Annotated in this window: 10 protein-coding genes; 5 read left to right on the top strand and 5 right to left on the bottom strand. The window is 68.2% G+C overall.

Annotation, left to right across the window (positions count from 1 at the left end):
• Window positions 1–28 precede the first annotated feature (28 nt).
• Window positions 29–1,528, bottom strand: coding sequence for a pentapeptide repeat-containing protein (locus Aple_RS43200; protein WP_170321957.1), 1,500 nt, complete (start codon window positions 1,526–1,528; stop codon window positions 29–31).
• 254 nt (window positions 1,529–1,782) lie between these two features.
• Between Aple_RS43200 and Aple_RS43195 the strand changes: the two genes are divergently transcribed.
• Both Aple_RS43195 and Aple_RS43190 read left to right on the top strand, forming a co-directional pair.
• On the top strand, window positions 1,783–2,730 hold the full coding sequence (locus Aple_RS43195) for an ATP-binding cassette domain-containing protein (RefSeq protein WP_155350578.1): 948 nt from the start codon (window positions 1,783–1,785) through the stop codon (window positions 2,728–2,730).
• Window positions 2,727–3,548 carry an ABC transporter permease gene (locus tag Aple_RS43190; protein WP_155350577.1) on the top strand — a complete coding sequence of 274 codons (822 nt, stop codon included), beginning with the start codon at window positions 2,727–2,729 and terminating at the stop codon, window positions 3,546–3,548. Before Aple_RS43195 ends, Aple_RS43190 begins: the two co-directional genes overlap by 4 nt.
• Here Aple_RS43190 and Aple_RS43185 read toward each other — a convergent pair.
• On the bottom strand, window positions 3,486–6,641 hold the full coding sequence (locus Aple_RS43185) for an AfsR/SARP family transcriptional regulator (RefSeq protein WP_170321956.1): 3,156 nt from the start codon (window positions 6,639–6,641) through the stop codon (window positions 3,486–3,488). The two genes, Aple_RS43190 and Aple_RS43185, sit on opposite strands and share 63 nt — an antisense overlap.
• Before the next feature lie 78 nt (window positions 6,642–6,719).
• On the opposite strand from Aple_RS43185, the gene Aple_RS43180 reads away from it, so the two are divergent.
• A complete protein-coding gene (locus Aple_RS43180) occupies window positions 6,720–7,580 on the top strand; it encodes an aldo/keto reductase (RefSeq protein ID WP_155350575.1) in 861 nt (286 codons plus the stop codon).
• 9 nt (window positions 7,581–7,589) lie between these two features.
• On the top strand, window positions 7,590–8,879 hold the full coding sequence (locus tag Aple_RS43170; protein WP_218038803.1) for an NUDIX hydrolase: 1,290 nt from the start codon (window positions 7,590–7,592) through the stop codon (window positions 8,877–8,879).
• Here Aple_RS43170 and Aple_RS43165 read toward each other — a convergent pair.
• Together Aple_RS43165 and Aple_RS43160 are read right to left on the bottom strand one after the other, a co-directional pair.
• On the bottom strand, window positions 8,863–9,255 hold the full coding sequence (locus Aple_RS43165) for a nuclear transport factor 2 family protein (RefSeq protein ID WP_155350574.1): 393 nt from the start codon (window positions 9,253–9,255) through the stop codon (window positions 8,863–8,865). The two genes, Aple_RS43170 and Aple_RS43165, sit on opposite strands and share 17 nt — an antisense overlap.
• On the bottom strand, window positions 9,207–9,632 hold the full coding sequence (locus Aple_RS43160) for a hypothetical protein (RefSeq protein WP_218038802.1): 426 nt from the start codon (window positions 9,630–9,632) through the stop codon (window positions 9,207–9,209). Before Aple_RS43160 ends, Aple_RS43165 begins: the two co-directional genes overlap by 49 nt.
• Window positions 9,633–9,731: 99 nt before the next feature.
• Here Aple_RS43160 and Aple_RS43155 point away from each other — a divergent pair, with 99 nt between their 5' ends.
• Window positions 9,732–11,543: a sensor histidine kinase gene (locus Aple_RS43155; RefSeq protein ID WP_155350573.1), complete on the top strand. Its 1,812-nt coding sequence runs from the start codon at window positions 9,732–9,734 to the stop codon at window positions 11,541–11,543.
• A gap of 36 nt (window positions 11,544–11,579) precedes the next feature.
• Here the strand turns inward: Aple_RS43155 and Aple_RS43150 are convergent, their stop codons facing one another.
• Window positions 11,580–13,814, bottom strand: coding sequence for an MMPL family transporter (locus Aple_RS43150; protein WP_155350572.1), 2,235 nt, complete (start codon window positions 13,812–13,814; stop codon window positions 11,580–11,582).
• Between the last annotated feature and the right edge of the window lie 83 nt (window positions 13,815–13,897).

Raw genomic sequence — 13,897 nt, 5'->3', positions numbered from 1 at the left:
TCTTGGTGTGATCTCGCAGACTTCTTCATCATGTTCCATCGTATATTCCACAGGACCCGATGCTGTCTCCTTGAATGGCTTCGGGCTGAAAGCGCGGTGGCCAAAGGGTCGTCGCGTCGAACTTGGCGTCATGGAAACGCGCATAGAACTTGGTGCTCGTCGCGTCCGACTCAAGGAGATACAGGCGTGCCTGGGTCAGGTCGGCACCGCGCAGGTCGGCGCCGCAGAAGCTGGCCCGGCGTAAGTCGGCATTTTTCAACGTGGTGTTGCGCAGGTCGGCCCTTTCGAAACTGATGGTGGACCAGAGGTCTTCGTCCTCGGTCTCGCATAAATTCCGACTCAATGAGAATCCGTTGTTTCTTGCCTTGTCTTCGCCTAGCTCCGCTTTTCCTTCGGTCACGCTCACATCCACGGTGACGTCCGACAGATTCGCCCCGCGTAGATCTGCGTTATAGAAATCCGCGCATGTGATCTCGGCATGTGACATGTCGGCATTCGCTAGTTTCGCATCAGAGAACAGCGATCCGACGAGGAGTGCGTCCGCCAGGCGCGCCCGGGACAGATCGGCACCGGAGAGCTGAGTGCCGGTCAGATTCGCATCCCGCAGTTGTCGTCCGCGCAGGGACATGGCGCTGAGGTCCCGGCCTCGCAGATCGGCGCCCGTAAGATCCTGCTGGGTACGAAGTGCGTTCAGCACCGCCTGTTCTTCCCGCCCCTGATCAGCGGCATCCTGCTGGGCGAAGATCACGAATGCGATGACTCCGCCGCCGATGATAGCCGCGCCTAGATTGCTGCGACTGGCCTTGGAGGAGGCGTCCTGCGCCCACAGGAGCGCCCCCGCCCCGAGAACACAGACCAGCACGTAAGCACTCGCGGTCAGTCCTATCGACTCGATGACGAAACTCCGCTCACGGGTCAATTGCGCGACGAGGAAGGCCGCGCAGCCGAAAGCGACGATCGCGTACACGTACAGCGTGTCCATCGGCCACTTGAGGTCGGTGGCGAGGGAGGCGATGGTGACCGAGGCCGAGACGTACAGCGTCCACGAGATGAGCAGTCCACCCCAGCCGAACTCAATGACGGCGTCGGATTCGGGGATAAGCCAGTTGCTCCCGTTGGACCTATAGGTTGCCAAGGTAACTAGGACAAGGAGGGACATCATATAGGCGAGAGCGGCGGTGGCTTGCCAGCAAATCCTGGATATCTGCCCATGAATTCGAGTTACCGGCCGGGCCCGCGTCCCCAGCCCCCAGATTCGCACGAGAAAGAGCCACAGAGCCGAGAGGACAACCCCGCTCCAGAGCACCACATGGAACAGGGAAACGCTCAGCCAGTCCGAAGTTTCCCGAAACATGAATGGCAGCTGACACGAACAGTAATCCGAAAAGTAGGCCGGCCTGGTTGCCAGCCAGTAGAAGACGAAAAAGAGAAGTGCCACCAGCATCAAGGTTCGAGCGAAACCGGTGAGCAGCTTTCTCGGCCACGCTGGAACCAGCGGGTCGAGTTGACCGCCCGTGTCGGGAGGCAAGATCTCCTCTTCTGGGGCCGCCGGCCCTGGGACTACGCGCCCAGCACGCAGAAGGGAACTCGTGACCACACCCACGGTCAGCGCGGACAATACCCAGACAGCCCAACGTGGCACCTTTGGCATCGAGATTCCCGTCCGAACTCAGCGACCACTATTTGATCGCCTGAGAGACAGATATGGCAACGCAGATGGGTGCCTGCCTCCTGTCAGCGGTCTGTGCGGTCGATGACAGTGGGGGTGGCCAGGCTGGTGGTATGACATTCGCGTTCGAGGCGGAAGGCCTCGTGAAACGGTTTGGGAAGACGACCGCGCTGGCCGGGATCGATCTGGGTGGGCGGCAGGGAAGTGTGCTGGGGGTGCTGGGGCCGAACGGGGCCGGGAAGACGACGGCGGTGCGGATTCTGGCGACCCTGTTGCGGCCGGACGAGGGGCGGGCCGCGGTCGGAGGGCTGGATGTGGTGCGGCAGGCGGCCAAGGTGCGGCGGATGATCGGGTTGACCGGTCAGTACGCCTCGGTGGACGAGGATCTGACCGGCATGGAGAACCTCGTCCTGATCGGGCAGCTGCTGGACCTGCGGCGGTCGGAGGCGCGGGCCAGGGCGACGGAGCTGCTGGACGACTTCGGGCTGGCCGAGGCCGCCAATCGCACGGCCAAGACGTATTCGGGGGGAATGCGGCGTCGGCTTGACCTGGCGGCCAGCTTGGTGGGTCGCCCCGATGTGCTCTACCTCGACGAGCCGACGACGGGCCTGGACCCGGTCAAGCGGGACGACGTGTGGATGATCATCCGGTCGCTGGTGGCGGACGGCGTGACCGTGCTGCTCACCACGCAGTACCTGGAGGAGGCGGACGCGCTGGCCGACGACATCTCGGTCATCGATCACGGGAAGGTGATCGCGAACGGGAGTCCGGCCGAGCTCAAGCGGGTGGTCGGGGGACAGACCGTGCTGGCCAGACCGGCCGATCCGGCCCGGCTGGGGGACGCAGCAGCCGTTCTCGCGTCGGTGGCGGGACGCCCGGCCGACTCGCCGACCCGGGGCGTGGTGGCCGTGCCCGTGGACGGCGACGCGACCTTCACCGAGATCGTGCGACGGCTCGCCGACGCGGGCATCGTCGTCACCGAGCTCTCGCTGCGCCTCCCCAGCCTGGACGAGGTCTTCTTCACCCTGACCGGCCGCCACACCATCGAGGAGGCGGCATGACCCAGACAAGAGAGGCGAGCCCGATGGCCAGGCCGGTCGCGGTGCGGACCGCAGAGCGGCCGTTCGGGCTGGTCCGGCACAGCCTGGCCCTGGGCAGGCGGAGTCTGATCAAGACGCTTCGCACGCCGGAGCAACTGCTCGACGTGACGCTTCAGCCGATCATCTTCACCCTGGTGTTCGTGTATCTGCTGGGCGGCGCCGTCTCCGGTTCCACCCACGACTACCTGCAGTTCCTGCTGCCCGCCATCCTGGTCCAGACGGTGCTGTTCGGCGGGATGGCCACCGGCGTCAGCCTCAACACCGACATCGGAAAGGGCGTGTTCGACCGGTTCCGCAGCCTGCCGATCGGCCGGTCCGCGCCGCTCATCGGCTCGGTCCTGGGCGATCTGATCAGATACGTCGTCGCGACCGTCTCCCTGATGACCACCGGCTTCATCCTGGGCTTCCGCATCCAGACCAATGTGCTGTCCGCGCTGCTGGCCTGCGTGCTGACGATCGTGTTCGCGTTCAGCCTGAGCTGGATCTTCGTCCTGGTCGGCATGCTGGTACGGGAACCAGGCGGAGTCCAGGGAATCGCGTTCCTCCTCCTGTTCCCGCTCACCTTCGGCACCAGCATGATCGCCCCCAAGGAAACGCTGCCGGGCTGGCTGCAAACCTGGGTGGACGTCAACCCGGTGTCGCACGCGATGGAGGCGTCGCGGGCGCTCATGGTGGGTGGCCCGGCGGGATCGCACATCGCCTGGAGCATGGCGTTCTCAGTGCTGCTGCTGGCCGTTTTCGCGCCACTGGCCGTGCGCGCCTACCGCCGCAGGACCTGAGCCGCACCGCACCTGCGCGATGGCGTCGGCGCGAGCGAGCGCGACGCCATTCGCGTACGCCCGTTCGTAGGCGGCCTCGCCCAGGACGGTGGCCAGGTGGCCGGAGACTCTGACCACTTCGGTGTTGAGCCTGTCGGCCGCCCCGCGCAGCTGCTCGGTCGCCCCGAGCGTCACCGCGCCCCGGACGGGGTCGCCACGCCTGGCCTGGACGGACGCCGCGGCGACCCCCACCCTGGCCAGCACGGGCATATCCTTCGCGATCATGGTCAGGTCGACCGCCTGGTCGACGAGCTCCGCCGCTGCCTCCAGGTCGCCGATCTCCACGGCCAGGTGGGCCTGGGACGTCATGACCAGCGCTCGGAACTGCGGCGCCATCAACCGCGTCTCATTCAGGCCTGACACTTCACCGGCAACCATGTCGTACTGGCGGGCGGCCTCGTCCAGATCACCGTGCCAGCGGGCGATATCCCCCAGACCCATGCGGGCGAAGACGACATTACGCACCGTCCACTCCCGCGTGTCGTGCACGGCCATCTCCTCCAGTTCGGCCCGCGCCCGGGCCACGTCCCCCTTCTGCGCCCGCACCTGGGCCAGCCAGATCCGCTGATGTCCGGCGACGTCGTCGGGGCTGAGCTGCTGGACCAGGGTGATCGCCTCCTCCAGGGCCGCGATGGCGCCGTCGAAGTCGCCGGATACCAGCAGCACGTCGGCCAGCGAGGTGAGCGCGTGCCCGAGGCCCCACCGTTCGCCGATCTCGCGGTAGCGGGTCACGGCCTCCGTCAGGTCGAGGTGCATGCCGGCCCGGTCGCCGTCGTTCTCGCGGATGTAGGCGCGCAGCAGGTGCAGGGTCGCCCTGACCCAGGGGTCGGGATGGTTGAGCCGCTCGCGGATGACCTCCAGGCCGCGCGCGGTGTCGTCGGTGAACAGGGCGAGAGCCGGTTCGATCAGCGCGAGCACCGGGTGGTCCGCGTCCGCCGCCGACAGCACGGCGATGCCTTGGAGCTCCTCGATGGTGTTGGCGAGCTTGGCGAAGTTGTCGGAGACCGCGGAGTTGATCAGATAGAGCGCGGTGGCGATCTGGCGGGCGGTCGCGGGGGCTTCCCCGGGGACGTCGAGGGCGAGCCGCAGCCAGCCCGCGGATTCGCTGCGTTTACCGCGGATCATCCAGAACTGGCTGAGCGCGGCGCCGAGCCGTACCGCCGTGTCGGCGTCGCCGCGGCCGGCGGCGAAGTGCAGGGCGGCGAGCAGGTTGGCGTGTTCGGTGTCGAGGGTGGTGATCCAGGTCATCTGGTCGCCGCCGCGCAGGTGCGGCTCCGCGGTCTCGGCGAGGTCCAGGAAGTACGCGGCGTGCGCGGCCCGGGTTTCGTGGAGGTCGCCGGATTCGGCCAGGCGCTCCAACGCGTACTCCCGGATGGTTTCCAGCATGCGGTAGCGAGGGCCTTCGACGAGTTGGAGCAGGGACTTGTCGACGAGGGCGGCGAGCAGGTCGAGCGTGCCGCCCAGGGATTCGGCGGCGGCCATCGTGAATCCGGCCGGAAAGACGGCCAGCCGGGCCACCAGCCGCCGCTCCGCGCCGGTGAGCAGGTCCCAGCTCCAGGTGACGACCGCGCGCAACGTCTGGTGCCGCGCCATCGCGGTACGGCTTCCGCTGGTCAGGAGCCGGAATCGGTCGTCCAGGCGGGCGGCGACCTGCTCGACGGTGAGGGAGCGCAGCCGGGCGGCGGCCAGTTCGATGGCCAGCGGGAGGCCGTCCAGGCGGCCGCAGATCTCGATCACGTGGCCGGTGTTGGCGGGGGTGAGCGCGAAGCCCGGGGAGACGGCGGCGGCCCGGTCGACGAAGAGCCGGACGGCCGGGCCGAGGTCGTCGGCGGTGGGCAGGCGGAGCGGCGGGATGGGGTAGAGCGTCTCGCCGAGGATGCCCAAAGGTTCCCTGCTGGTGGCCAGGACGCGCAGGCGCGGGCAGCGGCCGAGGAGTTCGTCGGCGAAGCGGGCCACCGCGTCCACGACGTGCTCGCAGTTGTCGAGCAGCAGCACGGTCTCGGCGCCGGACAGCGTCTCGACCAGGCGGCTCATCGAGTCGTCCTTGGCGTCGCCGTTGTAGGCAGGGCCGAGCGTGCCCAGCACGGCCTGCGGCACGTCGGCCGGGTTGGTCACGGGGGCGAGCTCGACCAGCCAGGCGGCCTGCGGCAGCCCGGCGGCGACGGTGACGGCGAGCCGGGTCTTGCCCGCGCCGCCGGGGCCGACGAGCGTGACCAGCCGATCCCGCCGGAGCCTGGCGCCGATCCAGGCGATCTCGTCGTCCCTGCCGACGAAGCTGGTCAGCGCGGTACGGAGATTCCCCCGCGATCGCCGTACGGGAGTGGCCGGGCCGCGCAGGACGGCGAGGTAGGTCTGCTGGAGCGCCTGCCCGGGGTCGACACCGAGCTCGTCGGCCAGTAACCGCCGGAACTCGTCGTAGCCCGCCAGCGCCTCGGCCTGCCGCCCTTCCGCGCAGAGCGCGCGCATGAGCAGGCCGCGCAGCCGCTCCCGCAGGGGATGTTTGGCGGCGAGTTCGGCCACCTCGGCGGCGAGCCCGGCCGGGGAGCCGAGCGCGAGGAGGGCTTCGATGCGGTCCTCGGTGGCCGACAGCCAGGACTCGTCCAACCGGCTGATCGCCGCGTCCACGAAGGGCGCCTCGGCGAGATCCGCCAGCGGCCGCCCGCGCCACAGCCCGAGCGCGTCGTCGAGCCGCGCCAAGGCCGGGCCAGGATCCCCCGCCTCCAGGCATCGCCGACCTTCCCTGGCGAGCCGCTCGAACTTGTACAGATCCACGTCATCCTTGGGCACGTCCAGGCGGTAGCCGCCCGGCGCGGAACGCAGCGGCTCCGCCCGCGGCAGCGCCCTGCGCAGCCGGGACACCAGCGACTGGAGCGCGTTGGCCCGATCCGCCGGCGCCGCCTCGCCCCACAGCGCCTCCGCGAGCTGGTCCAGCGTCACGACCCGCCCGGCGTCGATGGCCAACCGGACCAGCAGGGCCCGCAACCTGGCCCCGCCGATCGTCGACACCTCGCCCCCGGCGACCACTTCGAGCGGGCCGAGGATGCTCACTCGCATACCAGCCACTCTGCCACTCGATATGGACCGGTTGGGCGGCTTGACCTGGAGCCCACTCCAGTTGGCAAGGTGGGGCGTATGAGAACGCGGAAGATCGGTGCAGTGAGTGTCAGCGCCATTGGGCTTGGCTCGATGCCCATGTCGGTTCTGGGGCATATGCCGGATGAGGCGCAGTCGGTACGGACCGTGCACGCCGCGCTGGACGCGGGAGTGACGTTGATCGACACCGCGGACGCGTACACGCCCTCGCATCGCGAAGTCGGGCACAACGAGAGGATCATCGCGAAAGCGCTGGCGTCCTGGGGTGGCGACACCGACGATGTGCTGGTCGCGACCAAGGGCGGGCACACCCGGGTGGCCGGGGGCGGCTGGGGGTTGAACGGGAGCCTCGCGTATCTGCGGGAGGCTTGCGAGAGGTCGCTCAAGGCGCTGGGGGTGGAGAGCATCGGGCTTTATCAGCATCACCGGCCCGATCGTTCGGTGCCGTACGCGGAGAGTATCGGCGCGCTGAAGGAGCTCCTGGAGGCGGGGAAGATCCGGGCGGCGGGGATCTCGAACGCGAATCCGGCGCAGATCCGGGAGGCGGCGGAGATTCTCGGGCCGGGTCTGGTGAGCGTGCAGAACGAGTATTCGCCCCGGTTCCGGAGCAGTGAGCCGGAGATCGATGTGTGCGAGGAGCTGGGGCTGGCGTTCCTGCCCTGGTCGCCGCTGGGCGGGATGGGGTCGGCGCGGGAGCTGGGCAGCGTGCACGCCGCCTTCGGTGAGATCGCGGAAGCGCACGGGGTGTCGCCGCAGCGGGTCTGCCTGGCGTGGATGCTGGCGCGCAGCCCGATCGTGATCCCGATTCCGGGGTCCAGCCACCCGGACACGATCACGGACTCGCTGGGCGCGCTCGACCTGGAGCTCACCCCGGAGGAATTGGCTCGTTTGAGCGGATAATCAAACCTTATGGATCCAGTACGGCACAGCGTCCGCGCCCTTCTGTTCGACGGCGATGAGCTTGTCCTGTTCAGGCGGGATAAAGCGGGACGTGAGCCGTACTGGATCACGCCGGGTGGGGGAATCGAGGAGACGGACGCCTCCCCGGAGACTGCCTTGCGGCGGGAGCTCGAAGAGGAACTCGGCGCGACCGCTGGGCCGGTCGTGCCGGTGTTCTCGCTGGTCGAACCCGATTATCGGAGCACGGTCTACGTGGCTCGTCTGGTTGAGATGGATCTGTCCCGCCGGGACGGGGACGAGTTCGGAGACGACAGCGGCCACGAGATCCAGCGGATTCGCCCTGAGGACGTCGGCACGGTGAACTTCGTCCCAGTGGAGTTGCGGGAGTTCGTCATCGAGAACGCCGCCGTCCTCCCCTCGCTGGTGGACGCGCGGCGGCGGTATCGCCCGGTCGTGGACGTGCACGTGCTGCTGTTCGACGGGGATCGGGTGCTGCTCGGATTGCGCCGGAACACCGGCTACGCGGACGGCGAGTGGGGCGCGATGCCGTCCGGGCATCTCGACGAGGGCGAATCGGTGATCGCCGCCGGAGCGCGGGAAGCCAGGGAAGAACTCGGAATCGAGGTCGGCGAACTCGACGTCGTCCACGTCATGCACCACCGCAATCCCGGCTGCGCAGGCCGCATCGGCTTCTACCTCGTCGCAAGATCCTGGTCAGGCACCCCCGTGAACGCAGAACCCGATAAATGCGGAAAAATCGCCTGGTTTCCGGTGTTGGAGCTCCCAGATAACACGCTCCCAGCCGTCGTCGCGGGCATCCAGGCCCACTGGGCGACCCCAAGTGTGCGCGTGACGAATGGATCCGAGCCCGTGGGGGCGGAAGTGAAGTCGGGCGGCGAGACCCAGAGCGCCAGCGGAGACCGGACCCAGGCCCGGTTCTTCTCTTTGCACGGATGGGAGCGGCCCGAACTGGCCGAATTGCGGGACGAAGCGGCGCGATCGAAATGCGAGGAACTTACCGTGGCCGTTCTCGCGGCGGTCGACGGTGGAGTGTTGCTGATCTCGGATGCGGAGAGCGATCGGCTGCCGTCCACGATCGTGCGGCCGGGTGAGAGCCTGGAGCAGGCGATCGCGCGCCTGCATCCTGGACCGCCGAGCTACGCGGGTGCCGCCGACTACGTGAGCCCAACAGGAGTCACCGGCAGAAGGTTCGTCTTCGCGGTGACGCCCCCGCCGGACAGCCTTCCCAAGGGTCTGCGTATGCCCGCCCGCGACCGCGCGCTCATCGGGGCATGGTGAGCTCCACATGCCCCTCAGCCGTGTGCCAGTAGTCGCGTGACTCCGTAACCAGGCCCTCGTCGTCGAAGGTCACGAAGACGCACCCGGCCAGCGTGACCGGCTGACCGTCTTCGTTGGCGTGGACGAGGAACTCCACCGCCGCCGTACGCCCGTCCACCAGGGGTTCGCCGAACCGTACCCGCACGATCTCTTCGGTGGCGAAGGACCAGGCCAGGTATTCGGTCAGTTCGGTCTTGCCCTGGTGAACCGGGCGGAACGGCATCGAGCGGTGCACGCAGGTGTCCGCGTACAGCGCGGCGAGCAGAGCAGTGCCCTGCGTAGTCCAGCCTATTTGCCAGGTACGGGCGAAGCGGCGGGCTGCCTCTCGGGGATCCATCGGGTTATGACACCACGACGGGCCTCGATCCACAGCGCGGCGCCGGTGATCAGCGCGCCCACGCCCTCCCAGAGGCCGACGCCGAGGAACTCCGCCGGAGCGGCCTCGGTGACGACGAGGAAGGTGAACACCGTACAGGTGAGTAGACGGAACGGAACCGTCCACAGGTAGAAGGATCGGAACTCGGATGCTGCGGCGAAAATGTAATAAACCCCCATATTGATGGCCGCCATTGAGGAGGCCGCCATGTAGACGAGGGTGTAGTCGCCGGGGGCGCGCTGGTCAAGCGCCTCGAAGCCCAGCATGCCGAGCAGGGTTGGCGGGGAAAGAAGGCCCAAGATACCGAGGGCGAAAGCGAGAAAGCCGAAAACGGCCATGGTCCAGCCCGAGAATGATCGGGGCACGAGCGCTCCAATGGGTGTAGCCTCAGCGATGATCTCTGGGGGTGCATTCCACCACAAACTGTCAGGGACGGTATGCGTACTCGACCCATCCGGTTCCAGGTTGTGATCCTGGTCGTTCCCGCACTGGTCGCACTGATCGCCCTGTGGGCGTTCGCCGCCGGTATCACCGGCGTGGACGGCATGCGACTCCTCCAGATCAGCTCGCTGACCAACGCGATCGCCACCCCCTCCGAGCAGGTGGTGATCGAGCTCCAGCACGAGCGCCTGCTCACGGTCGCCGGCAGCCCGCTCGAAGATCAGCGCGCCCAAACCGACGCCGCCGTCGGCACCTTCCGGAAGCTGGCCGGCGACCTGGACGTCGACGAGAAGCTCAAACCCCACCTGGAAGCGGTCTTCGACCAGCTCAACAGCCTGGACGAGATCCGCGCCCAGGCCGACCAGGGCGACACCCGGCTACGCGTGATCGAGGCCTACAACCGGATCGTGGACGTCATGTTCCGGATGTACGACACGATGATCCTGGTCCCCGACACCGGCATCTACCGGCAGGCCCGCGCGGTCACCTCGCTCGGCCAGGCCAAGGAACTGCTGGCCCGCCAGCGCGCCCTGATCGTCGGCGGTCTCGACCCGGCCGCCCGTGCCGCGTTCACCCAGGCCTCCGCCACCCGCCGCTTCCAGTACAACAAGGCCCTGTCCGAACTCGACGCCGAACTCGCCGCGCCGTACGCACCGACCCAGGCCCAGGCCAACTTCCTGGCCCTGGAGGACAAGGTCGCCGCCGGCACCGCGCCCCCGGACGCCCAGGTGGTCGTGGACCTCTACTGGACCGAGGTGGAGCGCAACCAGGTCGCCTCGGTGGACCGCCTGGTGCGCCGGGTCACCCCGGCCGCCATCGCCGTGCTGCTGCGGGTCGGCCTGGCGGGCGGCCTGGGCCTGGTCGCCATCGTGATGACCGTGATCATCTGCGTCCGCTTCACCCGCCGCCTGACCCGCGATCTCACCCAGCTCCGCACCGCCGCGCTCAACCTGGCCCACGTCCGGCTGCCGCGCGCCGTCGACCAGCTCCAGCAGGGCCAGGAGATGGAGGAGCCCGGCGAGGTCCCAGCCATGCCGGACGCGATCCTGGAGATCGAGCACGTCGGCAAGGCCCTCAACTCGGTGCAGAGCACCGCCATCGAGGCCGCCGCCGGCCAGGTGCGGCTGCGCAAGGGCGTCGGCATGGTCTTCCTCAACCTGGCCAGGCGCAGCCAGTCGCTGCTGCACAAGCAGCTCACCCAGCTGGACACGATGGAGCGTCGCGAGGAGAATCCGGAGGCCTTGGAGGACCTGTTCCGCCTGGACCACCTGACCACCCGCATGCGCCGCCACGCGGAGAACCTGATCATCCTCTCCGACGCGGTCCCCGGCCGTGGCTGGCGCAGGCCGGTCCCGATCGTGGACGTGGTCCGCGGCGCGCTCGCCGAGGTGGAGGACTACGGGCGGGTGACCGTGCTGCCGATGCCGTCGGTGTCGCTGTCGGGCTCGGCGGTCGCCGACGTGATCCACCTGATCGCCGAGTTGCTGGAGAACGCGACGATCTTCTCGCCGCCGTACACGAAGGTCTACGTGCGGGCCGAGCCTGGGCGCGGTGGGGTGGTCGTGGAGGTGGAGGACCGGGGTCTGGGCATGAACGGCGCCGAGTTCGCGGCCATGAACGAGCGTCTGGCCGGACCGATGGAGTTCGATCTCGCCGACAGCGACCGGCTCGGCCTGTTCGTGGTCGGCCGCCTCGCCCACCGCAACCAGATCACGGTGAGCCTGCGCCCGTCCCCCTACGGGGGCACCACCGCGATCGTGGTCATCCCGGAGTCCCTGATCGAACGTCCTGCGGCCATCAACGCCTGAAGGCCTCGTACGAGCGTACGAGGCCTTCGGGTTGGGTCAGACGAGCGCGGGCTCCCTCGGCGGGGACGCGACTTCCTCGTCGTCGCCGTGCGAGAGGGCCGGCAGCCAGCCGAGCCAGCGCGGCAGATACCAGTTCCAGTCGCCGAGCAGTTTCATGGTGGCCGGGAGCAGGATCGCCCGGACGATGGTGGCGTCGATCAGGATCGCCACGGCCAGACCGATGCCCATCTGCATGAAGGACAGCAGGGAGAGGGTGGCGAAGACCGCAAAGACGGCGACCATGATGATCGCGGCGCTGGTCACCACGCCCGCCGTGCTGGTGATGCCGTGCCGGATGGCGTCCTCGGTGCGCATGCCCTTGTCGTACGCCTCCCGGATCCGGCTCAGGATGAAGACGTGGTAGTCCATCGAGAGGCCGAAGAGGATCACGAACAGGAACAGCGGGAGCCAGTCGGTGATGGTTCCGGTGGACTGGAAGCCGAGGAGGCTCTCGCCGTACCCATCCTGGAAGACCAGGACGAGCACGCCGTAGGCGGCGGCGACGGAGAGCAGGTTGAGCACGATGGCCTTGATCGCGACCACCAGGGAGCGGAAGGACATCAGCAGGAGCAGGAAGGCCAGCAGCAGCACGAACCCGAAGACCAGCGGGAGGGTCCTGACCATCTGGTCGTTGAAGTCCATCGAGCCGGCCGTGTTGCCGGTGACGTGGGCGCCGGGGAGGGTGGCCGGGATGACCTTCTCCCGCAGCGTGTGGATGGCGTGCTCGGACACCTCGTCGGTGCCGCTGCCCTTGATCGCGATATCAATCCGCGCCACCGTTTTGTCCGGATTTATCGTGACTGAGAAGGGTTCGTTGGCTTCGCCGGTCGCGAAGGCCTCGCGCTTGAAGTTCTCGATCGCGGAGGTCACCGCCGGGGTCGTCACGTCGGCGGCCTTGACCACGACCACGGCCGGCTCGTTGCCGCCCGGGAACGCCTTCTCGATCGACTTGTACGTCTCCGCGATCGCGTAGTCGCCCTGCAGGTCGTCGATCGTGGTCGGGCCCGGCTTGAGGCCGAGCGCGGGAACCGCCAGCGCGACCAGCAGCCCGCCGGAGACGACGATCGCGAGCACAGGGTGCCGCAGCACCGGGCTCAGCACCGCGTGCCAGAACCGGCTCTCGCCGCCGCGCACGCCCAGGATGCGCCGCCATGTCACGCGCCCCCGCGTCGCGACCCGGACGGTGCCATGGACGACCCGAGCGTCGATCTTGTCGCCGATCAGGGAGAGCAGCGCGGGCAGCACGGTCAGCGAGCCGACCACCGCGGTCAGCACGACCAGGATGGTGCCTTCGGCGAAGCCCATGAAGACGCCGTTGCCGGTCAGGAACATCCCGGCCATGGCCACGATGACCGTGATGCCGGAGACCAGCACCGCCCGGCCCGAGGTGGCCGCCGCGATCTCGATCGCCCGGCGCTTGTCCCGGCCCTTCGCCCGCTCCTCACGCTCCCGCATGATGTAGAAGAGCGAGTAGTCCACCCCGACGGCCAGGCCCACCAGCAGCATCACGTTGGTGGTGGCGCTGTCCACGTGCAGCAACTGGCTGGTCAACGCGAGCAGGCCGGTGGCCGAGAAGATCGCGGTCATCGCCAGCGCCACCGGGATCAGCGCCGCCAGCAGCGCGCCGAAGGCGGCCAGCAGGATGCCGAGCGTGATCGGCAGCGAGAGCTGCTCGGCCCGGACGAAGTCCTGCTCGATGGCCTCGCCGATCATCTTGTCGGCGCTGGCGGCCCCCGCCTGCTCGATCCGCAGGTCGGGATGGGCGGCCGCGACCTTGGCGACCGCGTCCAGCACCGGCTGCACGCGCTCGTCGGCGCTCTCCCCGTCGCCCTTCATGTCGAACTGCACGAGCGTGGTGCGCTTGTCCTGGCTGACCGGCGAAGGCTCCGCGTCGTACGGCGTGCGCACGTGCTCCACCTGCCCGGTGCCGTTCACGGCCGAGGTGATCGCCGCCACCGCCGCCCGGAACTCGGCATCGTCCACCACGAACGTGTCGCTCTGCACGAGCACGACCTCGCCCGCCACGTTCTTGTAGTTCGCCTCGTCCAGAATCTGCTCCGCGACCCGGGAGTCTCCGTTGGAGCCCTCGTAGCTCCGCATCTCCCCCGTCTCGACCGCGCTCCCGGCGAAGGTCGCGGCGGCCACAAAGCCCACCCAGATCAGCAACGCCCACCATCGGTGACGGGCGCTCCAACCCCCGACCGTGGCGGCCAGGTTTCTCCTCGTTCTCATATCCGATCCCCTTTACGTTTTTCTTAAACGTAGGAATGGATCAGTTGAGAAACATCCGCCTGAACAGCCAATTCAGGTGTACT

The sequence above is a fragment of the Acrocarpospora pleiomorpha genome (genome assembly GCF_009687885.1).
Lineage (GTDB): Bacteria > Actinomycetota > Actinomycetes > Streptosporangiales > Streptosporangiaceae > Acrocarpospora > Acrocarpospora pleiomorpha.
The sequence above is the reverse complement of the archived record's forward strand: the minus strand, read 5'-3'. Positions and strand labels throughout refer to the sequence as shown.